The organism is Burkholderia pyrrocinia (genome assembly GCF_022809715.1).
Lineage (GTDB): Bacteria > Pseudomonadota > Gammaproteobacteria > Burkholderiales > Burkholderiaceae > Burkholderia > Burkholderia pyrrocinia_C.
On sequence record NZ_CP094460.1, the window covers coordinates 1,500,802 to 1,524,547 of the forward strand.

Annotated in this window: 20 protein-coding genes and 1 pseudogene; 7 read left to right on the plus strand and 14 right to left on the minus strand. The window is 65.0% G+C overall.

From position 1 onward, the window contains the following. Positions 1–5: 5 nt before the first annotated feature. Positions 6–971, minus strand: a complete 966-nt coding sequence (gene choX / locus MRS60_RS23680; RefSeq protein WP_034180736.1) for a choline ABC transporter substrate-binding protein — start codon at positions 969–971, stop codon at positions 6–8. A gap of 45 nt (positions 972–1,016) precedes the next feature. Then, the gene (gene betC, locus MRS60_RS23685) at positions 1,017–2,552 is read right to left on the minus strand and encodes a choline-sulfatase (protein WP_243566822.1); all 1,536 of its coding nucleotides are present in this window, start codon (positions 2,550–2,552) and stop codon (positions 1,017–1,019) included. A gap of 241 nt (positions 2,553–2,793) precedes the next feature. Here betC and MRS60_RS23690 point away from each other — a divergent pair, with 241 nt between their 5' ends. Both MRS60_RS23690 and purU read left to right on the plus strand, forming a co-directional pair. After that, complete coding sequence (locus MRS60_RS23690; protein WP_105391697.1) at positions 2,794–3,705, plus strand: choline sulfate utilization transcriptional regulator; 912 nt, start codon at positions 2,794–2,796, stop codon at positions 3,703–3,705. Between the two features lie 170 nt (positions 3,706–3,875). Then, a complete protein-coding gene (gene purU / locus MRS60_RS23695) occupies positions 3,876–4,751 on the plus strand; it encodes a formyltetrahydrofolate deformylase (RefSeq protein WP_047902542.1) in 876 nt (291 codons plus the stop codon). Positions 4,752–4,910: 159 nt separating this feature from the next. Here the strand turns inward: purU and MRS60_RS23700 are convergent, their stop codons facing one another. From MRS60_RS23700 to MRS60_RS23750, 11 genes and pseudogenes are all read right to left on the minus strand, one after another. Next, positions 4,911–6,566 (minus strand): APC family permease, encoded by a 1,656-nt coding sequence (locus MRS60_RS23700; protein WP_034180740.1) that lies wholly within the window; start codon positions 6,564–6,566, stop codon positions 4,911–4,913. Between the two features lie 224 nt (positions 6,567–6,790). Then, positions 6,791–7,654 carry a glycine betaine ABC transporter substrate-binding protein gene (locus tag MRS60_RS23705; protein WP_034180741.1) on the minus strand — a complete coding sequence of 288 codons (864 nt, stop codon included), beginning with the start codon at positions 7,652–7,654 and terminating at the stop codon, positions 6,791–6,793. A gap of 145 nt (positions 7,655–7,799) precedes the next feature. Beyond that, positions 7,800–8,948, minus strand: a complete 1,149-nt coding sequence (locus tag MRS60_RS23710) for a hybrid-cluster NAD(P)-dependent oxidoreductase (protein WP_034180742.1) — start codon at positions 8,946–8,948, stop codon at positions 7,800–7,802. A 29-nt stretch (positions 8,949–8,977) separates the two neighbouring features. Continuing rightward, positions 8,978–10,219: an aromatic ring-hydroxylating oxygenase subunit alpha gene (locus MRS60_RS23715; RefSeq protein WP_034180743.1), complete on the minus strand. Its 1,242-nt coding sequence runs from the start codon at positions 10,217–10,219 to the stop codon at positions 8,978–8,980. Positions 10,220–10,271: 52 nt separating this feature from the next. Continuing rightward, positions 10,272–11,057: an electron transfer flavoprotein subunit beta/FixA family protein gene (locus tag MRS60_RS23720; RefSeq protein WP_243565631.1), complete on the minus strand. Its 786-nt coding sequence runs from the start codon at positions 11,055–11,057 to the stop codon at positions 10,272–10,274. After that, positions 11,054–12,220: an electron transfer flavoprotein subunit alpha/FixB family protein gene (locus MRS60_RS23725; RefSeq protein ID WP_131948268.1), complete on the minus strand. Its 1,167-nt coding sequence runs from the start codon at positions 12,218–12,220 to the stop codon at positions 11,054–11,056. Before MRS60_RS23725 ends, MRS60_RS23720 begins: the two co-directional genes overlap by 4 nt. Positions 12,221–12,224: 4 nt before the next feature. Continuing rightward, the gene (locus tag MRS60_RS23730) at positions 12,225–14,150 is read right to left on the minus strand and encodes a (Fe-S)-binding protein (protein ID WP_243565632.1); all 1,926 of its coding nucleotides are present in this window, start codon (positions 14,148–14,150) and stop codon (positions 12,225–12,227) included. A 2-nt stretch (positions 14,151–14,152) separates the two neighbouring features. Next, positions 14,153–16,215: pseudogene (locus MRS60_RS23735) on the minus strand (FAD-dependent oxidoreductase). 68 nt (positions 16,216–16,283) lie between these two features. Continuing rightward, a complete protein-coding gene (locus MRS60_RS23740; protein WP_006488993.1) occupies positions 16,284–16,817 on the minus strand; it encodes a DUF5943 domain-containing protein in 534 nt (177 codons plus the stop codon). Positions 16,818–16,957: 140 nt separating this feature from the next. Beyond that, on the minus strand, positions 16,958–17,929 hold the full coding sequence (locus tag MRS60_RS23745; protein ID WP_034180748.1) for a dipeptidase: 972 nt from the start codon (positions 17,927–17,929) through the stop codon (positions 16,958–16,960). A 33-nt stretch (positions 17,930–17,962) separates the two neighbouring features. Continuing rightward, positions 17,963–19,237 (minus strand): serine hydroxymethyltransferase, encoded by a 1,275-nt coding sequence (locus tag MRS60_RS23750; RefSeq protein WP_034180749.1) that lies wholly within the window; start codon positions 19,235–19,237, stop codon positions 17,963–17,965. A gap of 447 nt (positions 19,238–19,684) precedes the next feature. Between MRS60_RS23750 and MRS60_RS23755 the strand changes: the two genes are divergently transcribed. Beyond that, on the plus strand, positions 19,685–20,710 hold the full coding sequence (locus MRS60_RS23755; RefSeq protein ID WP_243565633.1) for a GlxA family transcriptional regulator: 1,026 nt from the start codon (positions 19,685–19,687) through the stop codon (positions 20,708–20,710). Positions 20,711–20,760: 50 nt separating this feature from the next. Here MRS60_RS23755 and MRS60_RS23760 read toward each other — a convergent pair whose 3' ends face one another. Next, the gene (locus tag MRS60_RS23760; protein WP_243565634.1) at positions 20,761–20,940 is read right to left on the minus strand and encodes a hypothetical protein; all 180 of its coding nucleotides are present in this window, start codon (positions 20,938–20,940) and stop codon (positions 20,761–20,763) included. Between the two features lie 488 nt (positions 20,941–21,428). On the opposite strand from MRS60_RS23760, the gene MRS60_RS23765 reads away from it, so the two are divergent. Genes MRS60_RS23765 through MRS60_RS23780 form a run of 4 tightly spaced genes read left to right on the plus strand, consistent with a single transcriptional unit; the run spans position 21,429 to position 23,741 of the window. Beyond that, positions 21,429–22,091 (plus strand): hypothetical protein, encoded by a 663-nt coding sequence (locus MRS60_RS23765; protein ID WP_243565635.1) that lies wholly within the window; start codon positions 21,429–21,431, stop codon positions 22,089–22,091. Positions 22,092–22,101: 10 nt separating this feature from the next. Beyond that, entirely contained in the window at positions 22,102–22,638 is a 537-nt protein-coding gene (locus tag MRS60_RS23770) for a PAAR domain-containing protein (RefSeq protein ID WP_175747110.1), read from the plus strand. Positions 22,639–22,642: 4 nt separating this feature from the next. Further along, positions 22,643–23,290: a M35 family metallo-endopeptidase gene (locus MRS60_RS23775; protein WP_175747108.1), complete on the plus strand. Its 648-nt coding sequence runs from the start codon at positions 22,643–22,645 to the stop codon at positions 23,288–23,290. Beyond that, on the plus strand, positions 23,277–23,741 hold the full coding sequence (locus MRS60_RS23780; protein ID WP_243565636.1) for a hypothetical protein: 465 nt from the start codon (positions 23,277–23,279) through the stop codon (positions 23,739–23,741). The genes MRS60_RS23775 and MRS60_RS23780 overlap by 14 nt, the downstream gene beginning before the upstream one ends. The last annotated feature ends 5 nt before the right edge of the window (positions 23,742–23,746 follow it).

A 23,746-nucleotide genomic window follows, 5' to 3' on the forward strand; every position in this document is an offset into this window, starting at 1 on the left:
CGGGGTCAACGGCCGTCGAGGGCCGCGCGCACGGCCGGCAGGCCCGGTGCGCCGGCGGCCGTCGTCACGCCGTCCAGCCAGCCGGCGACCAGCGCCGGGTCGGCCTTCAGCGCATGCTGCGCCGCGAGCGCGGGCGACGTCTTGTGGTCGAGCATGTCGGCGATCATCCGGTTCTCGACGTCGACGGAGAATGTCATCTGCCGGAACAGCCGCGCGAGGTTCCCGCATTGGCCGGCAAACCCGGCGCGCGTGACCGTGTTGACCGTCGCGCCGCCGTAGTTCGGGCCGAAATACGCATCGCCGCCCGACAGGTAGGTCAGGTGGAACTTCGTGTTCATCAAATGCGGCTCCCACGCGAGAAATACAATCCAGCGCTTGTCGCGCACCGCGCGCTCGACCTGCGTGAGCATGCCGGTCTCGCTCGATTCGACGAGCGACCAGTTCGCCGTACCGAGCGCGTGGTCGGACAGCATCCGCTTGATGTTCTGGTTCGCGGGCGCGCCGGGCTCGATCCCGTAGATCTTGCCGCCGAAGCGGTCGGCATGGCGCGCGAGATCGGCGAACGTGTGCACGCCCGCGGCCGCGACGTAGTCGGGCACCGCAAGCGTGAACTTCGCGCCGCTCAGGTTCGCGTGCAGCACGTCGATCGATTTCTCGTCGACGAACGGCTTCACAAGCGGCGCCTGTGCGGGCATCCAGTTGCCGAGGAACACGTCGACCTGCCCTTTCTTGAGCCCCTGATACGTGATCGGCACCGACAGGTTCGCCACGTCCTGCCGGTAGCCGAGCGCCTTCAGCACGACGCCCGCCATCGCGTTCGTCGCGTCGATGTCGGTCCAGCCGGGCGCCGCCATCTTCACGTCGCTGCACGTCTGCGGGTCGGCCGCGTGCGCGCCCTGCGCCGTCATCACGCAGGCGGCCGCGGCGAGCGCCGCGCCGATCCGGATTGCTGCATTGCATTGCCGTTCCATCGCCAGCTTCCTCCGTCGTTCGTCAATGATCGCGATGCGGGACGCTCAGCGCCCGACCCGCGGAAAGCGCGCCATCGCCTCGAGCGTGTCGAGTTCGATGTGATTGCGCATGTAACGCTGGCTCGCGTCGGTGAACGGCTGCCAGTCCCACGCGTGGATGCGGCCCTGCGTCGCCGCCGCGTAATGGAAGCGCCGGCGCCGCTGGCTCGCGCGCACCTGCCGGTCCAGCTCGGGCAGGTTCCAGCGCTGCGCGGCTTCAACGCGGAACGCCTCGAGCACACCGGCGGCTTCCGGCGAGCCGGCCAGGTTCGTCAACTCGCGCGGATCGTCGGCGAGGTTGTAGAGCTGGTCGGGATCGGCCGGGCAATGCACGTACTTCCAGCCGCCGCGGCGAATCATCACGACCGGCGCGACCGCGCCTTCCGCGAGGTATTCGCCGAGCGCGACATCGTGCGCGGGCGTGCCGTGCAGGTGCGGCACGAGGCTCGCGCCGTCGACCGGGTCCGGCCAGCCGCCGGCGGGCGCAGCGCCGGCCAGGTCGACGAGCGTCGGCAACAGGTCGACGTGCGACACCGGCCCGTGCACGCGCGCGGCGCCGAAGCGGCCCGGCGCATGGACGATCAGCGGCACGCGGCAGCCGCCTTCGAAGAACGTCATCTTGTACCAGAGCCCGCGCTCGCCGAGCATGTCGCCGTGGTCGGACGTGACGATCACGATCGTGTCGTCGGCGAACCCGCACTGCTCGAGCGCGGCGAGCACGCTGCCGAACTGCGTGTCGACGTAGGAGGTTGCGCCGTAGTACGCGCGGCGCGCGGCGCGGATCTGCGCGTCGGTCGGCGGCGTGCGGTCGTTCTCGCAGACGAAGCGCAGCCGCTGCGAATGCGGATCGCTGTCCGCTGCATCGAGCCGCACGGCCGGCATGTCGATCTCGTCGTCGCGGTACAGATCCCAGTATTCGTGCGTGATCGCATACGGGTCGTGCGGATGGGTCAACGACACGACCATGCAGAACGGCCGCGCGTCGTGCCCGGCCGCGCGTTCGCGCGCGACGTCGTACAGCTTCTGCTTCGCGGCGAACGTGACTTCGTCGTCGAAATCGAGCTGGTTCGTGCGCACGCACGGGCCCGCGTCCAGCACCGAGCTCATGTTGTGATACCAGCTCGGCCGCTCGGTCGGGCTGTCCCAGTCGGGCACCCAGCCGAAATCGGCCGGATAGATGTCGGTCGTGAGCCGCTCCTCGAAGCCGTGCAACTGGTCGGGCCCGCAGAAATGCATCTTGCCGGACAGCATCGTCCGGTAGCCGCCCGCGCGCAGGTAGTGCGCGAACGTCAGCGTTTGCGCCGGCAATTCGGCGGCGTTATCGTAGGCGCCGATCCCCGACGGCAGCTTGCCGGTCAGCAGCGAGAAACGCGACGGCGCACACAGCGGGCTCGCGCAATACGCGGCGTCGAACACCACGCCTTGCGCGGCGAGCCGGTCGAGCGTCGGCGTGCGCGCGACGCGGTTGCCGTACGCCGGCAGCGCGAACGGCGTGAGCTGGTCGGCCATCAGGATCAGGATGTTGGGTGTCGGGTTCGTCATCGGCGGTCGTGGGGAAAACGGTGTTCGAATGGAACGGCGCGCCGCTTTGGCAGCGAGACGTCCGGCATGACGGAGGCGACCCGAAGAAAGTGCCGCGCATGCCTGTCGCGACTGGCTAGAATCGCGGAAAGGCCTGGCGCGGCGGCCGTGAAGCGCGTGTGCCGTACCGTCCGATGCACTATCGCCCGCCCGAATTCGGGTGGGAAGGCGTCCTGCCCTTATGGGGCCATTAGAAGGACTTATGTCGAAATCCGAACCGTTACCGTCGATGCAGGCGCTGCGCGCGTTCGAATCGGCCGCCCGGCTCGCGAGCTTCACGGCCGCCGCGCGCGAGCTCGGCTCGACGCAGCCGGCCGTGAGCCAGCAGGTGTTCCAGCTCGAGGCCGAACTCGGTGTGCCGCTGTTCGAGCGCAGCCCGCGCGGCGTCACGCTGACGGCCGACGGCCAGTGCCTGTACGAAGCCGTGCGGCTGAGCCTCGACACGCTGCGCGGCGCCACTGCGACGCTGCGCGCGCGCCGCGAGCACGGCGCGCTCACGATCGTCACCGACTTCGGCTTCGCGACCTACTGGCTGATGCCGCGCCTGGCCGGCCTGAAGCGCGTGATGCCGGACGTCGACGTACGCGTCGTCACGTCACAGGATTACGACGCGCAGCGCGACCACGGCGACATCGCGATCCTGTTCGGCGACGGCCACTGGCCGTCGTGCACGGCCGCGCGGCTCTTTCCGGAATCCGTCACGCCCGTGTGCTCGCCCGCGTTCCGCGACGCGCACTCGCACGTCGCGCGGGCCGACCAACTGCTCGCGCTGCCGCTGCTGCACGTGCAGCCGACGCGCCCCGAGCGCTGGCTGTCGTGGTCGGGCTGGTTCGACGCGCACGGCCTCGACACGGCGGCCGCCGCGCGCGGCGTGACCTTCAACAGCTATGCGCTCGTGATCCATGCGGCGCTGCTCGGCGAAGGCGTCGCGCTCGGCTGGTCGCCGCTCGTCGACGAGCTCGTCGCGTCCGGCCAGCTCGTGAAGCTCGTCGACGCGCCCGTCGTCACGTCGCGCGGCTACTTCCTGGTGCGGCCGCCGCAGCGCCCCGAGCCGGACGCGACCCACGTGTTCCGGCGCTGGCTGCTCGACGCGTGCGCAAGCGCGAGCGCCTGACGGCCCAAGCCCGCCCCCGCGCGCTGGCGCACCGATACCAGCCACACGGCGCGTTGGTTCTATCCTCCCCAAAATCGTCCTGATTTACTTGAGTCTCCCGCAACCCGCGCGGCGTGGCGCTTTGGTGCGCTGCCGCACGGCCGTGCGCCCCATGCCATCCGAGGATTCTCATGACCGCCGAGCACCGCCCCGATCAATTCGTCCTGACACTGTCGTGCGCGAGCGCGGCCGGCCAGGTCGCCGCCGTCGTCGGCTTTCTCGATCGCCATCGCTGCTATGTCGATGCGCTGAACGTGTTCGACGACGATCTCAGCAACCGCTTCTTCGTGCGCTGCGTCTTTCATCCGACGGATGAAACGCTGCAGATCGACGCGCTGCGCCAGGAATTCGCGCCGATCGCGGCCGGCCTGGGCGGCGACATGCAATGGGCGATTCACGACGTGAACGCGCGGCCGAAGGTGCTGATCATGGTGTCGAAGCTCGAGCACTGCCTCGCGGACCTGCTGTTCCGCTGGCGGATGGGCGAACTGAAGATGGACATCGTCGGCATCGTGTCGAACCACCCCGATTTCGAGCCGATGGCCGCGCAGCACGGGCTGCCGTTCCGGCACTTCCCGATCACGGCCGACACGAAGGCGCAGCAGGAAGCGCAGTGGCTCGACTTCTTCGAATCGAGCGGCGCAGAACTCGTGATCCTCGCGCGCTACATGCAGGTGCTGTCGCAGGAGACGAGCGCGAAGCTCGCGAACCGCGCGATCAACATCCATCATTCGTTCCTGCCCGGCTTCAAGGGCGCGAAGCCGTATCACCAGGCGCATGCGCGCGGCGTGAAGCTGATCGGCGCGACCGCGCACTTCGTCACCGACGATCTCGACGAAGGCCCGATCATCGAGCAGGTCGTCGAGCGTGTGGATCACGCGCTGCGGCCGGAGCAGCTGCTCGCGGTGGGGCGTGATGTCGAAAGCATCACGCTCGCGCGTGCGGTGAAGGCGTTTATCGAGCGGCGGGTGTTTTTGAACGGGGATCGGACGGTGGTGTTTTCGTAACAGCGCGGCGCGTTCGTTCGAGCGCGAAGAAAACGAAAAATGGCCCGACCGGCGTACCGGTCGGGCCATTTTGCAATCGCATTGCGTCTGACGCTTCACGCGACGGCCCCGTGTGCGGTTTCCGGGACCATCGCGCGCGGCGATACGCGCATTACTTCGTCACTTCACCCACGCAAAGTAATACGACAACCAGATCGTCAGCCCCGCGCCGATCAGCGCCGCGTAAGGCATCAGATTCAGCCACATCGAACGCTTCGGCACCTCGAGCTCCATGTCGCGCTGCATCTGCTCGGGGAACCGGCCGCGGTCCTGCCAGTAGTGCCGATAGAGAAACACCGGCACGATCAGCAGCATCGCGATCAGGCCATTACGCAGCGTGCCTTCGCCCTGCAGGTTCGCACCCGCGCCGACATACACGAGGTTCGCATAACCGCAGATCGCACCGCCGACGAGCAGCCACGTCGGGCAACGGAACGGTCGATCCCAGTTGCCGCGATCCATCCGGTGGATCCAGCCAGACTGAAGATTCAGGAATACGAACAGCATGTAGCAGACGTTCGAGATCGACAGCACCGTCATGTAGTCCGACATCATCAGCAACACGAGGTTGAAGCCGAGATCGGTCCACATCGCGCGCGTGGGCGAGCCGTGCTCGTTCACGTGCGACAGGTACTTCGGCAGCCAGCCGTCGACCGATGCCTGGTACAGCGTGCGCGACGAGCCCATCATCGACGTCATCACGATCAGCAGGATCGACAGCATCAGCATCACGACGACCGCGTTCGCAACCCATGCGCCGCCGCCGACGATCTTCGCCATCGCGGCCGCGACGCCGGTGCCGTCGCCGATCGCGGGATCGAGCATCGCCTGCGTACCGAGCGCGCCCTGGAACGCCAGCGGCACGAGCGTCATCACGACGAGACACAGCGCACCCGACCAGAAGATCGCCTTCGCGGTATCGCGGCGTGGATCGCGGAATTCGCGCGTGTAGCAGACGGCGGTCTCGAAACCGTACGACGCCCAGCCGGCCATGAACATCGCGCCGAGCGCCATCGTCACGCCCTGCCCGTTCCACGAGCCGAAGGTCGCGGCCGTGAGGTTGCCTTGCGCGTCGTGGCCGAGCGGCAGCAGCGGGAGCAGGTTCGACATCGGCACGTCGCCCGTGACGAACGGCACGATGCCGACGATCAACAGCGGCGTGAGCGACGCGATACCGAGGATGCGCTGCGTGCGCGCAGCCTTCGATGCACCGCTGTGCTGAAGCTTGAACGTGATGAGAAGCAGGATCGTCGCAATGATGAACGTCGCGTTGATCCGCAGGGAAAGACCGGGCTTGATGAACCCGAGATCCGCAACCTTGAGCTGCCAGTGCAGCACCGCCGCGTCGGCGGGGAAGAGGCTCGTGAGCGCGTAGCTCGCCGCGAGGCCGCAGCCGAGCGCAAGCATCGGCGACCACGCAAGCCAGTTGCACCACACGGAAACCGGAGCAATCAGCTTGCTGTAACGCACCCAGCCGATCGCGCCATACACCGACGCGCCGCCCGATTTATGAGGAAATAGCCCCGATATTTCCGCATAAGTCGCGCTTTGGATCAGCCCCATCGTGATCGCGGCGATCCAGATCGCCCACGCGGGCTGGCCGATCGTCGCACATACGCCGCCGATCGTGAACAGCACGCCTGCCGGCACGCCGCTCGTTACCCAGAATGCGTCTTTCCAAGTCAGGCCACGATGCAGCGTGTGGCCCGTCGAATCATGTGAGATGGTTGCCTCAACGTCACTGGTGCTGTTCGCACGCAGTCCTGCTTGACTCATCCAATTCCTCCTCTCGATCAGTGTCAGCGCTTCAGCGCTTACTCTGGTCCGATGCAAAGCAGATGACTCCGCACAAGGACCGTAGTGTAACAACTTAAGCACTTTTTTGCAGAATCAGTAAAAGAAAACCGGGATATGGCCACATGAAACCGCGATTATTTCGGATTCCTGCATGCCATTCCCGGCGTATTTTTATGGTGCTTCGTATGACGAATATTTAGTGCTTACTGCGCGCCTTCCGTCCACGCATTCACGCGGTCGGCATGCGCCGCGATCCACGCGTCGGCGGCCGCTTCCGGCTTGGAACCGTTCTGGATCGCCAGCATCACGCTGTCGATTTCACCCGGCTTCCACTGGAATTTCTTCAGGAACGCGACGACCGGCTTGGCCTTCGTTTCGAGGCCCGGATTCGCGACGCTGTCGACGTGCTCGGCGCCGCCGAACACCTTCTTCGGATCCTCGAGGAAGCGCAGCTTCCACTTCGCGAACATCCAGTGCGGCGCCCAGCCGGTCACGATGACCGGCTTGTTCGCGCTGACCGAACGCGACAGCTCGGCCGTCATCGCGCTGCCCGAGCTCGGCATCAGCGTGTAGCTCAGCCCGTAGCTCTTGATCGCTTCGTCGGTCTTGCGCATCACGCCGGCACCCGCGTCGATGCCGACGATCCGGCCGCCGAAACTGCCCTTCTCCGCGTTCAGGTCGTCGATGCTCTTCGCCTTCACATAGTCCGGCACGATCAGGCCGATCTTCGCATCAGCGAAATTCGCACCGAGGTCGACGACCTTGGTCTTGTACTCATCCCAGTACGAGCCGTGCGTGACCGGCAGCCACGCGGACAGCGTCGCGTCGAGATCGCCGCGCGCGACGCCCTGCCACATGATGCCGGCCGCGACCGGCACGAGCTTGACCTGGTAGCCGAGCTTCTTCTCGATGACGCGGGCCGCGACGTTCGAGGTGGCAACGCTGTCGTCCCAGCCTTCGACATAGCCGATCTTCAGCGTCGGCTTCGTATCGGCAAGCGCCGACGCGCTCAGTGCCACCATCGCCGACAGTGCGCCGGTCCACAACAGTTTTCCGAACAACTTCATGGTCGATCTCCTTGATATGCGCCTGCGCGCGTTGCCTCTCTAGGTTCTTCAACCACAAATCCGCGGTATCGTTGTTTTCCGACGGATGCTTGTCCGGACGCGACGCGCCCGGACAGCCGATGGCGCGCTTTGACTACCGTTTTGACTACTTGTCGATCACGAGATCGGTCAGCGGCTTGCTGCAGCACAGCAGCACCATCCCCTGGTCGATCTCGCGCTGGCGGATGCCGCCGTTGTGTTTCATCTCGACCTGCCCCGACACGAGCTTCACCTTGCAGGTGCCGCACATGCCCTGCGTGCACGAGGCCGGCAGCCGCACGCCCGACTGGCGCGCCGCATCGAGCACGTGCTGCTCCGAGCCGCACGCGATCTCGCGGTTGCTCTTCGCGAAGCTGACCGTGTACTGCTTCGTCCCGGCGTCGCCGCCGTCGGCCGGCGGCGCGAGATCGGCGAGCAGCTCGTCGCTCGCGGTCTGCGCAAGCGTTTCGAACGAGAAGCTCTCCTCGTGATACTGCTTGCGATCGAAACCGGCTTCGTCGAGCAGGTCGCGCACGGCCTTCATGTACGGCGCGGGGCCGCACGTGAAGATTTCGCGTTCCATGAAATCCGGCGCGATCAGCTTCAGCAGCGGCAGCGTCAGGAAACCCGTGACGCCCGGCCAGTTGGTGCGCGCACCCACGCGCTCGACGACGAACGACGTGCGGAAATTCGTATGATTCGACGCGATCAGGTCGAGCTCGCGCGCGAAGATGATGTCGTCCGGCGTACGCGCGCTGTGCACGAACAGGATGTCGCGATCCTCGGCGAGATCATGGTGCGCGCGGCTCATCGACATCAGCGGCGTGACGCCCGAGCCGGCCGACAGGAACAGGTACTTGCGCGCCGGATGCCGCGCGCACGTGAATTCGCCGGCCGGGCCGAGCACGCGCACCGATGCGCCCGGCTGCAGGTTGTCGTGCAGCCAGTTCGACACCTTGCCGCCCGGCACGCGCTTGACCGTGATCGACACCGTGTGCGGCCGCGCGGGCGACGACGAGATCGTGTAGCAGCGGTTGATCGTTTCGCCGTCGATGTCGAGCTCGAGCGTGAGGAACTGCCCGGGCTCGAACGAGAACGCGCGGCCCTGCGGCGAACGGAAGAAGAAACTCTTCACGTCGTGCGTTTCCTGCCGCACCTGGCAGCACACCAGCGTTTCCTCGACGTCGCTCGTCCAGCGCTCGGGAAGAGCGTTCCAGAACGCCGGGCGCGTCACCCGGCTGTCCGTCGGCTCGAAATTGGCCGCATCTCGCATCATGTCTTGCTCCGCTTGTCCGCTGCTGTGCACTATTCGCCGGTTTTTTCGGCGAGCCGGCCGATGTACCAGGCCGAGAATTTTTCGACGAGACCTTCCGTGTACGGCGAATACGGGCCCGGCTCGTATGCGCTGCTGTTCGCGCCGCGCTGCGAGAATTCGACGAGCGCGCGATCCTGGTCGTTGGTCGCGTTCCACACGGCCGTGAGGTTCTTCACGTCGTAATCGATGCCTTCCTTCGCGTCCTTGTGCACGAGCCACTTCGTGCGCACGAGCGTCTTGCCGGCCGACAGCGGGATCACCGAGAACGTCACGATGTGATCGCTCATGAAGTGGTGCCACGAGTTCGGCTGCGTCCAGAACGACAGCCCGCCGAGATCGGCCTTTTCGAAACCGCCGAGCAGCTTCTTCGACGCGACCTTCGCATCGAGCGTCTGCGATTCGCCGCTGCGGTCGAGCGGCAGGCGCTGCGTGCGGAAGCCCGTCACGTCGAGCAGTTTCTCGATCTCGGCGGACGGCAGGCCCATCTCGGCCCACTCCTTCCCGCGCCGGACGCACGTCTCCGCGAACGCGTCCATGCCCTCGGCGTTGGCGTCGGAACGCTGGTAGCCGAAGCCATATTCGTACAACGAAATCGTCAGCTCCGGATGGTTCGCGACGCAGTGATAGCACTCGCGGTTGTTCTCCATCGTGAGCTTCCAGTTGCCTTCCTCGATGATGTCGATCTGCGCGGCGATCTTCGTGCTCGGCAGGTCGTGCGGCAGCAGGTACGGCTCCATCTCGGCGCGCATCTTCGCGAAGTCGACCGGCGGCTCTTCGGCGAGGCAGATGAAGATCAGGCCCGCGAGGTTCTCGACGTGCACCGACTTCAGGCTGTGCTTGCAGCGGTCGAACTGCTCGCCCATGTGCTCGGCGAACATCAGCTGGCCCGTCAGGTTGTAGGTCCAGCTGTGGTACGGACACACGATGTTGCCGACCGAGCCCTTGTCCTCGTTGCACAGGCGCGCGCCGCGGTGACGGCATACGTTGTGAAACGCGCGGATCGCCATGTCGTCGTCGCGCACGATCAGGATCGAATCGCTCCCCAGCTCCACGGTCAGGTAGTCGCCCGGCTCCGGAATGTCCGGCTCGACCGCCACCTGGATCCAGTGCTGGCGGAAAATCGCCTCCATGTCGAGCGCGAAGATTTCCTCGCTCGTGTAGAACGGTGCGTCGAGGCTGTGCCCTACCTTGCGCCGCTCGATCAGTGCACGAATGTCTGCCGATACTTTCATCGTTTGCTCCGGATTCCTTGCATCCCTGGGTTCTTGCCGACAGGCATCAAAATCAATAGTCGATGAGTTGATGCTCGCGCAAATACGCGAGGATCACTTGTGCTTTTTCGACCGAACTCCCTTCATTTACGACGTTGCCGCCACGGCTTTCGGTCGTCGTCGCGGACAGCATCCGGGCATGCCCGGAGCGCTTCTCGGCAGCGACCAGTTTTACGGGTTTACGCTCGACCGGACCGACCGTCCACGCGGCCGCGTCGGCGTCCGCGCCGGGCGCCGCGAGCGCCGGCCGGATCGCGCCGGCACGCAGCCTGGCATACGCGTAGCGCGGCTCGGCATTGGCGAGCGGATGGACGGCGACGACGGCCGGCAGCGCGGCGTCGACGCGGCGCCGCAGCCCCTTCGGCAAAAATTGCCGCACGGCCGCGCGGCCGCCTTCGATCGTCACGTCGACGGCCGAGCCGACGAGCGGATAACCGAGCGCGGCGGCGACGCGATACGGCAGCATCCCGGTGTCGTACGCGCCTTCGGCGCGCGTGCCGGTCAGCACGAGGTCGTAGCCTTCGACGCGCGCGGCGAGTGCATGCACGGCATCGTCGCCGTCGCGGCAGGCCAGCACTTCGACCTCCCGCGCACCGAGCGCGAGATATTCGGCAAGCGCCGCGTTCGCGGGGTCGCCTGCATGGATCACGTCGAGCTGCGCGCGATGCCGTTCCGCGAGCTGGCGGCCGGTTTCGAGCGCGGCCGCGTCGTTGCGGCTGTAGCGCGCGACGCCGCTGACCGGGTGCCGGCCGACGGACACGAGCACCGCGATGCGTTGCAACTGGCGAGGGGCGTTCATGCTGCGACTCCTTCCGGTTCACGGTTGCCGACCGCGGCCGGCGATTGTCCGCGCGCGACCCGCGCGGCCTGCACCTGTTCGATCAGCGCGGCGATCGTCGCCTGCGCATCGCCGACCACCGTCAGGTTCGCGCGCTTCGCGATCGGCGCGCTGCCGTCGAGGTTCACCGCGATCACGTGGCGGCAGTCCTTGATCCCCTGCAGATGCTGCACCGCGCCCGAGATGCCGAACGCGATATACACGCTCGCCTCGACCGTCTTGCCGGTCGCGCCGACCTGCTTGTCGCGCGTGAAGTGACCGTTGTCGACCGCGACGCGGCTCGCGCCGATCGCCGCGCCGAACGCACCGGCCAGCCGCTCGAACGCGCCGATGTCGGACACGCCGTTGCCGGCCGACACGATGAAATCGGCTTCCTCGAGCGCGACCCGCGCCGCATCGATTTCCTCAAGGCCGAGATCGCGATACGGCTGCGCCGCATCATGGGCCGGGCGGATGAAATCGGCGGCCAGGCGTTCGCCCGCGCCGACGAACGGCAGCTTCGCGTCGACCGCGTTCTGCGCGAGCAGGATCACGTCGGGCAGCCCGCGCGTCGCGAATGCGCGGCCGGCCTGCGCATACGCGCCGACATGCTTCGCGTCGATCTCGACCACGTGGGTCGCGACGCTCGCGCCGGCGGCGGCCGCGTAACGCCGGCCGAGATCGCCGTCGCCCGTCGCGTTGTCGGGCACGAACACGTGTTTCGGCGAGAGCGCTGCCACGCACGCCTGCAACGCTTGCAATTCGCTTTCAGGATCGAATGCGCGGCGATCGAAGCCCGCAAGTTCAACCAGCTTGTCGACGCCGAGTTCGGCCACGTCGTCCTTCAGTTCGCCGAATGCGAGCAGCGCGACTTCGGTCTGGGCATCGGCGAGCACCGCGGCGGCGGCGATCGCCTGTCGTGCGTGATCGTCGAGCGCGCCGCGTTCGCCGTGCGCGACCACCAGCACCACGTGCTTCGGCTCCTGCACCGTGCGGCGCGGCTTCGCGGCGGCCGCATGGCCGTGCGCAGACCAGTGCGCGGCGCTCGCGTCGGCGCTGCCTTCCTCGCCGAGCGTGATGCGCTTCAGGCCCGCGGCCGTGATGATGAACGGCCGGCGCGGATCGATTCGTTTGATCGTATTCATCGATTCACTCCAGCGAGGCGGCAACGAGTTCGGCCACGTCGAGCACGTCGGGGCGCGGGCCCACGACGCCTTCGAGCATCGCCGTGCAGTTCGGGCACGCAACCGCGACCACGTCCGCGCCGATCGTGCGTGCGTCGGCGATGCGGATGTCCGGAATGCGCTGCTTGCCGGGGATGTCGGTCAGCGGCGCACCGCCGCCACCGCCGCAGCAGCGGCCGCGCATGCCGTTGCGCTCCATCTCGACGACCTGGATGCCGATCGTCTTCAGCAGCTTGCGCGGCGCTTCCGTCTCGCCGTTGTAGCGGCCGAGGTAACACGGGTCGTGATAGGTCGTGCGCTTGTCCTGCAGCGCCTCGACGGCCTTCGGCGCGATCTTGCCGCTGTCGGCCAGTTCGGCGAGATAGGTCGTGTGATGCTTGACCGTCACGCGCAGCCCGAGCGCGCGGTATTCGTTGCGCAGGCTGTGCATCACGTGCGGGTCGGCCGTCACGATCTGCTTGTACGACAGTGTGCCGAGCGTGCCGATCAGGCGCTTCGCCATCTGCTGGAACGTCGCCTCGTCGCCGAGCCGGCGCGCGACGTCGCCCGTGTCGGTCTCGGTCGAGCCGAGCACCGCGTAGTCGACACCGGCCTTGTTCAGCACCTTGACGAACGCGCGCAGCGTGCGCTGGTAGCGCATGTCGAACGCGCCTTCGCCCGCGACGAACAGCACGTCGACCGGCTTGCCCGGCTGCGCGACGGGCGCGCTCAGGTCGACCGACCAGTCGTAGCGCGCGGCCGTGTCGTAGCCGCCCATCGTGCCGGTCTCGCGCAGGTTCGCAAGCACTTCCTGGCCCTTGCCCGGCACCGAGCCGTGCACGAGCGTGCGGTTGCGGCGCATGTCGACGATCGCGTCGACGTGTTCGATCAGCATCGGGCATTCCTGCACGCACGCGCGGCAGGTCGTGCACGACCACAGCGTCTGTTCCTCGATCAGGCCCGACACGATCGGGCCGTTCGGCTCGCCGCGATGCTGGCCGACCGCGAGGCCCGGAGTCGGGCTGCCCGCGTACGCCGCATCGGTGCCGCCGGCCATGCCGACCACCAGATCCTGGATCAGCTTCTTCGGGTTCAGCGGCTGGCCCGACGCGAACGCGGGGCACGCGGCTTCGCACTTGCCGCACTGCACGCACGCGTCGAAGCTCAGCAACTGGTTCCAGCGGAATTCGACCGGCTTCGCGACGCCGTACTCCTGATGCTCGACGTCCGGCAGCTTCAGTGCGGTCGGCGGCGTGGCCGTGCCGTTACCCGTGAACGACTCGCGCGTGGCCGCGAAGCGCTCCTGGCGCGGGTGGAAGGCGAGGTGCAGCAGGCCGGCGATCGCATGCTTCATCGGGCCGCCCTTCGCGGCGCCGACCGTCATCGTGAATGCGCCGATGCCGATCAGCAGCGCGCAGAGCACCGCGAACGCGCCCGACATCGCGCCGGTCGGCACCAGCATGAACAGCACGAGGCCGAGCGCGAACGAACCGAGCAGCCAGGGCAGCGTATTCCACGGGCCGCGCGACAGGCGGGCGGGCACGTCCTTGGCCGCGCGCCGGCGCCACACGAACACCGCGCCGACCAGCATCGCGAGCGCCGCGAGGAAGATCAGCTTGTCGAGCCACGGCGAGTAGATCGCAAGGCCGTAGTTGACGAACACCAGCGCGAGCGCGCCGATCGCGCCACCGGCGGTCGCGACGTGGGTCTTCGCGATATACGGATCGCGGGCGACCACATGGTGCAGGTCGACGAAATAACGCTTCGGAATCGCGAACAGGTTCGCGACGCCGAACGAGCCGGGCGCCGTGGCCCGGCCGAGACGCCAGTAGGACGAACGCTTCGCGACCGCGAACGCGAGCCCCGCCACCGACAGCCACAACAGTGCGGTAATGAGGAGGGACGGATTCATCTTCAGAAATCCTTCACGAGACGCAGCGAGTCGTAGATCGCGCCGTGGACGTTGTGCATCGAGATGCAGTCGCCGACACGGAACAGCAGGAAACGGCCGTTGCCGAGTTCTTCCGACAGGCACGGCTGCGGCTCGGCCGCGAACAGCGTGTGCGGATCGATCTGGCCGCGGTTCAGCGATTCCGGCTTGAGCTTCCAGTACAGCTCGTCGTTCGGCGACGAACCGTTCTCGATCACCACCGGTCGACCGCACGCTCTTCCAGTTCTTCCGTGTACTCGTTGCGCAGCACGGCGATCTTCTTGCCGTCTTCTTCATAGACGCGGTCGAGCATCGTGTTCGGCGTCGGGATCACGCCGAGCGCGTACAGGCGGCGATAGAAGATCGGGAACGTCGTGCCGCCGCAATCGTCGGCCACCTTCACGTCCGGCGTGACGACCTCGACCTTCGAGCCGCGGCTCGCCATGAAGTCGGCCACGCCCGCGCCCGCATGGGTGCTCACGCCGTCGAACAGCAGCACGTTCTGCTTCGGCTCGACCTTGCCGGTCAGGATGTCCCACGAGCTGACGGCCAGGCCTTCGGCCACGCCCCAACCGGGCACCTGCCACGTGAAGCTCGAACCGCCCGTCGCGAGCACGACGATGTCCGGCTTCTCGGCCATGATCATCTTCTCGTCGGCGGCGACGCCCAAGCGGCGGTCGACGCCCAGGCGCTTGGTTTCCATGTCGAACCAGCGGATGATCCCCGACATCTGTTCGCGCTGCGGCGCCTTCGCGGCGATCATCACCTGACCGCCCACTTCCGCGTTCTTCTCGAACAGCACGACGTCGTGGCCGCGCAGCTTCGCGACGCGCGCCGCCTCCAGGCCCGCCGGGCCGGCGCCCACCACCACCACCTTGCGCTTCGGGCCGCGCGACTTCTCGATGATGTGCGGCATCGTCGCTTCGCGCGACGTCGCGGCGTTTTGAATGCACAGCACGTCGAGGCCGTTGTACTGGCGGTCGATACAGTAGTTCGCGCCGACACACTGCTTGATTTCGTCCTCGCGGCCGTCGCGGATCTTGATCACCATGTGCGGATCGGCGATCTGCGCGCGCGTCATGCCGACCAGGTCGATCATGCCGTTCGCGAGCAGGCGCTCGGCCTGGCCCGCATCGCGGATGCTTTGCGCGTGCATCACCGGAATCTTCACGACCGACTTGATGCCGGCCGCGAGGTGCACGAACGGCTCCGGCGGCAATGCCATCGGCGGCATGCAGTTGGCGATCGTGTTGTGCGTGTCGCCGCCCGAGCCGACCACGCTCAGGTAGTCGATCAGGCCCGTCTCCGACATCGCCTGCGCGATTTCCTTCAGCGCTTCGTGATCGAGGCCGTCCTCGTGGAATTCGTCGCCGCACATGCGCAGGCCGACGCAGAAATCCTTGCCGACCGCCTCGCGCACCGCCGTCAGCACCTCGATGCCGAAACGCAGGCGGTTCTCCAGGCTACCGCCCCATTCGTCGGTGCGGTGGTTCGAGCGCTTGCTCCAGAACTGGTCGATCAGGTGCTGGTGAGCGGCCGAGATTTCGATGCCGTCCATGCCCGCGGCCTTCACGCGCTTCGCGGCTGCAGCGAAATCGCCGATGATGCGGCGGATTTCCTCGATCTCGATGATCTTCGCGTTGCCGCGGTGCACCGGCTCGCGCACGCCCGACGGCGACATCAGGTGCGGCCAGTGCTCGCCGTGGAACGACGAGCGGCGGCCCATGTGCGTCGCCTGGATCATGATCTTCGCGCCGTGCTTGTGCATCGTGTCGGCAAGACGCGTGAGCGGATCGATGATCTTGTCGTTCGACAGGTTCACCGATTTCCACCAGCCCTGCGGGCTGTCGATCGACACCGGGCTCGACCCGCCGCAGATCGCGAGGCCGACGCCACCCTTCGCCTTTTCTTCGTAGTACCGGATATAGCGGTCGCCCGGCAGGCCGCCCGGCTCGGCATACACCTCGGCGTGCGCGGTGCTGACGATCCGGTTGCGCAGCGTCAGCTGGTTCAGCTGCATGGGTTTGAACAGGTGGGGATAACGCATCGCTGGCGACCTCTGGCGTTCGAATGTCTCGTGTTGCAGGTGTTGTTCGGTGTCGGTGAATCAGTGCATCAATGCGCGATCGGCGACACTTCGAAGACGCAGTGGTCGTGATGCTCGGCCGCGCACTGCACCTCCTTCGATTGCGCGCGCGGCGCGCCCTTGCCTTCCGGCGTCGTGTCGTTGACCCAGTCCATCGCACCGGCGAACCAGCCGGCGAACATGTAGCAGAGCTTGCCTTCCTTGCCCGGCTGCTGGAGCACGAACGACGAGTGGCGCAGCTCGATCTTCGCGCGCGCGCTGGCCGGATCGGCCTCGATGATCGAGAACAGGCCCCAGCCGCGCTGCGACAGGCGCTTCAGGTAGTGCTCGAACACGGCCATGCCGGTCAGGCCGTGCAGCTTCGCTTCCTTGTCGCACCAGTGGTATGCGGACTTGTAGCCGGCCTTGTAGAGGATCTCGGCATACGCTTCGACGCCGAGCGCTTCCTCGACCGCGACGTGGTTGTTCGTGAAGAAGTGGCGCGGCACGTACAGCATCGGCAGCGCGTCGGTGGTCCAGACGCCGGTATCGGGATCGACGTTGATCGGCAGTTGCGGTTGCATCGTGGTGACTCCGTGAGGAAAATGGCCGCGCGTCTCGGCGCGCAGGCATGACATCGTCCGCGTGCCCGCGCGGCTTGCGCGGGCACGTCCCGATTCTTTTTAGTGTTGAAGCTCTGGAGCTGGTCCGCCCGGCGTGGCGCTTACGCGCCCCACACGTCCTTGAACACGCGCACCCAGTTCTCGCCCATGATCTTGCGGATGCGCGACTCCTTCCAGCCCGCGCGTTCCATCGCCGCGGTCAGGTTCGGGAATTCGCCGATCGTGCGGATGCCGTCCGGGTTGATCACCTTGCCGAAGTTCGTCAGCTGGCGATAACGACCCTTGTCATGCGTCAGCATGTCGAAGAATTCCTTCGCGAAATCCTGCGTGAAGTCCGTGCCGATGCCGACCGCGTCTTCGCCGATCAGGTTCACGACGTAATCGATCGCCTCGATGTAATCGTCGATCGTCGCCTCGATCCCGCGCTTCAGGAACGGCGCGAACATCGTCACGCCGACGAAGCCGCCCGCATCGGCGATCTCCTTCAGCTGCTCGTCGCTCTTGTTGCGCGGATGCTCCTTCAGGCCCGACGGCAGGCAGTGCGAATAGCACACCGGCTTCTTCGAGAACGCAATCGCTTCCGACGACGTGTTGCCGCCCACATGCGACAGGTCGACCATGATGCCGACGCGGTTCATCTCGGTGATCACTTCGCGGCCGAAGTCCGACAGCCCGCCGTCGCGCTCGTAGCAGCCCGTGCCGACCAGGTTCTGCGTGTTGTAGCAAAGCTGCACGACGCGCACGCCCATGTCGTGGAACGCCTCGATGTAGCCGAGGTTGTCCTCGAACGCATGCGCGTTCTGGAAGCCCAGGATGATCCCGGTCTTGCCTTCCTGCTTCGCGCGGAAGATGTCGTCAGTCGTGCGCACCAGCGTCAGCAGCTCGCCGTTGTCGCGGATCTTCTTCTTCATCACGCCGATGTTGTCGACGGTCTTGGTGAAGTTCTCCCACACCGACACCGTGCAGTTCGCGGCCGTGATGCCACCCTTGCGCATGTCTTCGAACACCGGCTTCTCGAACTTCGAGATGTTCAGTCCGTCGATGATGATGCTGTCCTGATGCAGCGTGCTCATATCTGCCTCTCGCTTGAGTCTTGTCGGTGTCGATCAGTAAATCGGGAAGCGCTCGCAGAGCGCGAAGATCTCGCGGCGCACGCGCTGTTCGGTCGCGTGGTCGCCTTCCGGGTTCGCGCGCAGCGCGTCGAACACTTCGAGGATCAGGCGGCCCACTTCGCGGAACTCCGCGACGCCGAAGCCGCGCGTCGTGCCGGCCGGCGTGCCGAGGCGGATGCCCGACGTGACGGTCGGCTTCTCGGTGTCGAACGGGATGCCGTTCTTGTTGCAGGTGATGCCCGCGCGCTCCAGCGCCTGCTCGACCGGTGCACCCTTCAGGCCCTTCGGGCGCAGGTCGACCAGCAGCAGGTGGTTGTCGGTGCCGCCCGTGACGAGATCGACGCCGCCGGCCTTCAGCACTTCGCCGAGCGCCTGCGCGTTCGCGAGCACGTTGTCGATGTAGGTCTTGAAGTCGGCGTGCAGCACTTCGCCGAACGCGACGGCCTTGCCGGCGATCACGTGCATCAGCGGGCCGCCCTGCAGGCCGGGGAACACGGCCGAGTTGATCTTCTTCGCGATGTCCTCGTCGTTGGTCAGCACGAAGCCGCCGCGCGGGCCGCGCAGCGTCTTGTGCGTGGTCGACGTGACGACGTGCGCATGCTCGACCGGGTTCGCGTGTCGGCCCGCGGCGATCACGCCCGCGATGTGCGCCATGTCGACCATCAGCTTCGCGCCGACGCTGTCGGCGATCGCGCGGAAGCGCGCGAAGTCGAGCGCACGCGGATACGCCGAGAAGCCGGCGATGATCAGGTTCGGCTTGTGCTCGTGAGCGAGCGCCTCGACCTGGTCGTAATCGATCAGCATCGTGTCGCGGTTCACGCCGTACTGAACGGCGTTGAACCACTTGCCCGACAGCGCCGGCTTCGCGCCGTGCGTCAGGTGGCCGCCCGCATCGAGCGACATGCCGAGCACGGTGTCGCCCGGCTTGGCCAGCGCGAGCATCACCGAGCCGTTCGCCTGCGCGCCCGAGTGCGGCTGCACGTTCGCATAACGGGCATTGAAGATCTGCTTCACGCGTTCGATCGCGAGCGCCTCGACTTCGTCCGCGAATTCGCAGCCGCCGTAGTAGCGCTTGCCGGGATAGCCTTCCGCGTACTTGTTGGTCAACACCGAGCCCTGCGCTTCGAGCACGGCGCGCGACACGATGTTTTCCGACGCGATCAACTCGACCTGCGACTGCTGACGCTCGAGTTCCTTCAGGATGGCGCTGCGCACCGGCGCGTCGCGCTCGGCAAGGGGCTGCGAGAAGAAAGACTGGGTGTTCGACATAGTGCGTCCGTGACGAAGAATAAAGGGCTGAAACCGAAGCTCAAGGCCCGCCCTGCCTGGGTTTCCTGCTTGTCCAGTGCAAGGCTGCCGACGGCTCTATTCTTGTCGTTCGGATTTTCGGCGGATTGATGAATTTAGACGCGTTCTTTGCCTTTTCCGCCATGTGCGTCCGTTTTATACAAGTGACCGGTCGTGCTTTTTCGGATGACCGATGAAATTCGCGGCGCCCGTTCACCTATGAACAGGCACATCGGCGGTGCCACCGCCGCCCGGCGCAGGTGCAACGCGTCACGGGTTCGGTGCAGTGCAGCATGCCTTTGAGCCAAATCAACGAAAGCGGCTAGGGTTTAGCCGTATGGCACGCTTGTTGCACTCGCTCACACAATATCGCAGCCCGATCCGTGCTCTCCGGGCATAAAGCTATTAGAGATTCAAGGAACGCTCCCCATGTCGCCCGACCGCACAGCGTCGCTGTCTCACTTCGCGTTCATGCCTTTACCGAACTTCACGATGATCGCGTTCACCAATGCGATCGAGGTGCTTCGGATGGCGAACTATCTGAGCGGCCAGCCGCTCTACCGCTGGTCGGTGATCAGCCCGGAAGGCGGCCCTGTCACGGCGAGCAACGGCCTCACGGTCGACACGGGCCCGGCCGAATGCGTCGGGCAGCCCGACATCGTGTTCGTATGCGGCGGCGTCGACGTGCAGCGCGCGACCACGCCCGCCCATCTGTCGTCGCTGCGCCGCTTCGCGCGCATGGGGCTGCCGCTCGGCAGCCTGTGCACGGGCACCTATGCGCTCGCGAAGTCGGGGCTGCTCGCGGGCTACGCTTGCGCGATCCACTGGGAGAACATGTCGGCGCTGAAGGAAGAGTTTCCGGATACGCGCTTCCTGAAGGAACTGTTCGTGATCGACCGCGACCGCATCACGTGCACGGGCGGCGTCGCGCCGCTCGACATGATGCTGAACCTGATCGCCGCGCGCGTGGGCACCGCGCGCGTCACGCAGATCGCCGAGCAGTTCATCGTCGAACACGTGCGCGACACGAGCGCGCAGCAACGCATGCCGCTCGTCGCGCGCCTCGGCTCGGCGAACAAGTCGCTGTTCGAAGTGATCTCTCTGATGGAGAACAACATCGAGGAGCCGCTGTCTCGCGAGGAGCTCGCGCGACTCGCGAACATGTCGCAGCGGCAATTGCAGCGGCTGTTCCGCGAACATCTCGGGATGACGCCGACGCACTACTACCTGACGCTGCGGCTGCGCCGCGCGCGCGAGCTGCTGCTGCAGACCGACATGTCGATCATGCACATCACGATGGCGTGCGGCTTCCAGTCGGCGTGCCACTTCAGCAAGAGCTATCGTGACTCGTTCGGCGTCGCGCCGACGAGGGAGCGCCGCAAGCAGGTTGCGCCGCTTTCGCAGGGTTCGGGGAGCGCCGCGCCGGCGTTTCCGACGCATGTGCTGCATGCGTGAAGCGCGCGCTGCGCCGTAAACGATCATGCGGTCGTGAATCCTGATGCCGTTCAGTTAATCAACTGAACGGCATTTTCGTTTGAGAGAAGGCGTTCTCCGGAGATCCGGGCGGCGCCGATCCGCGTCGCCCGTCCAAGCCCGGAAATTTCCGAAAGCAGAAATTCCGCGACCATCACCTGATCGCATACACCATCGCCCGGCGCGACGACAGGCGCAATCACATCGGCCATGCGTTCGCAGTCCGCTTGGAGTCGCAACCTCTCTGGCATCGAGCGCAGCGCGAACCTCGATTGAGTTAACAGGTCACAACGCCATCACGACCGCGTTGCGCATGCCGTTGGCTACGATTGATTCGTCGATGCGGCGCAGCGTGTCCATTTCCAGGTCGTCGCAGTCGCCGCCGATCCATTCCGCCGCACACGCTGAATATCAAGTCCCCAATGCGTTTCGTCGGCGCTCCATGAACCAAGTTGCAGCCACTTGTGGACATGCAGTGCCGACAGCAAACGATCAGATCCGAGATTGCGACATACCGTCCCGTTCGGTTCACGGACGTCCATACTCGATCGATCGTTCATCCTTCACCTCGGCATTGCCTACCGTCAATTCATCTTGGTTTTAGTCGCATTCCTAACGATAAATCATACTCGTCCTATATACAAACCAATCGTTACCGGCGACCTTCCATAGCTCGTTCATACATAAGATGTCCGAGCCTATGACAGGAAAAGAACACGCCGATTGTCCGTATTTTCTTCACTCTTCGATCCCGATTTACGCGATGGTGCAGCAGCTACACACCGCGCAGATCCGTTCGCCCGATGCAACCGATCCAATGCATAGCGGCAAAATGCAAATGATCTGCACTGGCGATCCGTTCATTTGCACATACCTTTCGCCTCTTGACGCAGTCATGGGCTCCCGGGCACTCGTGCGCGGCGACGATCACTTTTGGCCGATCGATTTCCGGCAAGTCGATACCCGTCGCTTTATGAAACAGCATGGCCGACTGTCGGTCGCCGTGAACTATGCCTATGGAGCGACCGAGGGTCGCTTGGTGGTTTCCGATGCGGGTCATCCGCTAATGGCCTACACGTCTGCATCCTTCGATGTACCGGTCGAACATCGCGACCACTTCACTATCCACTTCCCCGATAGCGTGGTCGAACGCATCGAAACAGCGTATCTACGGGCCGGACTATCCGGGTTCAGCGAGACGCTTGACGCAATGGATACGTGGACCGCTGATCAGATAGCCGATGCAGAGGCCGAAGCACTGGCACATATGCCATCGACCATCGCTGTTGAAGGCGCTGCAATCGATCAATACGCGATCTATGACCCCGAGTCAGCCGATTGGATCTTTACCAACTTCGATTAAGGAAACGACCATGAGCCGACGAGCAGTCAGGAACGGCGACCCGACGACAACAGGCGGCGTCGTCATCGCCGTTACGTCAACGATGTTCAATCACGGCAAACAGGTCGCCCAGGATGGCGACAAGGCGACATGCGGAAATTGCGAGGGGACATTCCCGATAGTGGGCGGTGCGCAGCGCATGATTCATCACGGGCGACGTGTTGCTCTCGAGGGTGACGCCGTACTCTGTCCATGCGGGCAAAACCGACTGATCGCGGGTAGCGACAGCACGATCTTCTACGGGGGCGACGGCGGCCATAATGCGGCGAATCCGTTCGCCGCCCGTTCGACATACGCTCCCACGAGACACGCGCCTGGGTCGGGCATCCATGACGATCAGTTCGTGATCCGCGACGTGCGGACAAAGCAGCCGTTAAGCAACGTGCGCTATTGGATCAAGGATCGATCCGGGACCGTGCTTGCGTCCGGCGTGAGTGATCGGCACGGTTGTACCGCGCGCGTGCAGACCGAATACGCGCAGACTTTGAAGCTTGTAATCGAGGATTGAGAAGATGGGGAACCAAACTACCGTTGCCGAGACAACGACAAACACCATCGCCGGATCGCAGCAATTCGCCGACGTTGACTTGCGGCCGATCTGCGAAAACATGACCAACTCGGAATTCCGCAAGATGTTTACAGTGGCACAAGGGCGTGCGGTCGATCGATTGACGATTCGCATCGCAGATTTGAAAAAGTGGTCAAAGAACGACAAGGATCGCGTGTTCAAGTGGTTCGGTCGAGACGACGAGAGAACGCGAATGCACTTGCTCACTGGCTTAACGAAGGTGCTTGGCATAGTTCGAGCATTCGACGAAAACAACGTCGTCCGCAGCGGCAGTGATGGCGATCTGGCGACGGGTTGCACGCCACATCCCCGCGGAACAGCCAATGAAGCCGCTCACGTGTGCGCGCCGGACACTGCGACACATACGATCGCGATCAGCGCACGATTCTGCACGATGCGCCCGTGGTCTGCGAATGCGGATTCTCACGTATCAACTATCATTCACGAAGCAACCCATTTCCACGACACGATGTCGTCAACCGATGACGAATACACGATTACCCCGTTGCTCCCCGGTTGGGGGCAATCAAATCCTGACTTGGCAATCAACAACGCCGACAGCATCGCGGGGTACGTCGTTGACATTGACTAAATTGCTAACTGCCGTCGCGCTCGCGTTGAGCTGCGCACATACGGCATTCGCGTGCGATGGTCCATCGAACTTGCCCGGCTGGGATTTTGATGTTCGATTCGACAATGATTCGAGTGACCTATCTATCGCCGAACTGGCGAAGCTGTCGGTGTGGTCAGCCGATATGCGCAATCGCTTTTCCATTGCCGATGTGGTCTCGGTTGTCGGTTTGGCGGAACCGACGGAGAAAGACCCGAAAGTCCTTGCTCAACGACGTGCAGCGAATGTCAAGGACGCATTGGATCAATTTTCGGTTCGAGGCGAACGAAATTCCGTTATCGCGCGAATCTACAAATTGCCGTTTCCCGCCAGCGAGTTTGACGATACCGGGCGGCGCGTCGAGATCACGTTCGGCCCCGGGTGTCCTAATCACTGTTGCCCGAACCTAAACCCGATACCTAAGACGCACTGACGTTA

Bases quoted from the DNA above. Each gene is read 5' to 3' on its own strand.
- MRS60_RS23775 (WP_175747108.1), top strand. From the start codon at position 22,643: ATGGGGAACCAAACTACCGTTGCCGAGACAACGACAAACACCATCGCC.
- MRS60_RS23720 (WP_243565631.1), bottom strand. From the start codon at position 11,057: ATGAACGCCCCTCGCCAGTTGCAACGCATCGCGGTGCTCGTGTCCGTC.
- MRS60_RS23705 (WP_034180741.1), bottom strand. From the start codon at position 7,654: ATGAAGTTGTTCGGAAAACTGTTGTGGACCGGCGCACTGTCGGCGATG.
- MRS60_RS23730 (WP_243565632.1), bottom strand. From the start codon at position 14,150: ATGAATCCGTCCCTCCTCATTACCGCACTGTTGTGGCTGTCGGTGGCG.
- MRS60_RS23750 (WP_034180749.1), bottom strand. From the start codon at position 19,237: ATGTCGAACACCCAGTCTTTCTTCTCGCAGCCCCTTGCCGAGCGCGAC.
- purU (WP_047902542.1), top strand. From the start codon at position 3,876: ATGACCGCCGAGCACCGCCCCGATCAATTCGTCCTGACACTGTCGTGC.
- MRS60_RS23770 (WP_175747110.1), top strand. From the start codon at position 22,102: ATGAGCCGACGAGCAGTCAGGAACGGCGACCCGACGACAACAGGCGGC.
- choX (WP_034180736.1), bottom strand. From the start codon at position 971: ATGGAACGGCAATGCAATGCAGCAATCCGGATCGGCGCGGCGCTCGCC.
- MRS60_RS23725 (WP_131948268.1), bottom strand. From the start codon at position 12,220: ATGAATACGATCAAACGAATCGATCCGCGCCGGCCGTTCATCATCACG.
- MRS60_RS23715 (WP_034180743.1), bottom strand. From the start codon at position 10,219: ATGAAAGTATCGGCAGACATTCGTGCACTGATCGAGCGGCGCAAGGTA.
- MRS60_RS23700 (WP_034180740.1), bottom strand. From the start codon at position 6,566: ATGAGTCAAGCAGGACTGCGTGCGAACAGCACCAGTGACGTTGAGGCA.
- MRS60_RS23745 (WP_034180748.1), bottom strand. From the start codon at position 17,929: ATGAGCACGCTGCATCAGGACAGCATCATCATCGACGGACTGAACATC.
- MRS60_RS23760 (WP_243565634.1), bottom strand. From the start codon at position 20,940: ATGGCCGATGTGATTGCGCCTGTCGTCGCGCCGGGCGATGGTGTATGC.
- MRS60_RS23740 (WP_006488993.1), bottom strand. From the start codon at position 16,817: ATGCAACCGCAACTGCCGATCAACGTCGATCCCGATACCGGCGTCTGG.
- MRS60_RS23755 (WP_243565633.1), top strand. From the start codon at position 19,685: ATGTCGCCCGACCGCACAGCGTCGCTGTCTCACTTCGCGTTCATGCCT.
- MRS60_RS23710 (WP_034180742.1), bottom strand. From the start codon at position 8,948: ATGATGCGAGATGCGGCCAATTTCGAGCCGACGGACAGCCGGGTGACG.
- MRS60_RS23690 (WP_105391697.1), top strand. From the start codon at position 2,794: ATGTCGAAATCCGAACCGTTACCGTCGATGCAGGCGCTGCGCGCGTTC.
- MRS60_RS23765 (WP_243565635.1), top strand. From the start codon at position 21,429: ATGACAGGAAAAGAACACGCCGATTGTCCGTATTTTCTTCACTCTTCG.
- betC (WP_243566822.1), bottom strand. From the start codon at position 2,552: ATGACGAACCCGACACCCAACATCCTGATCCTGATGGCCGACCAGCTC.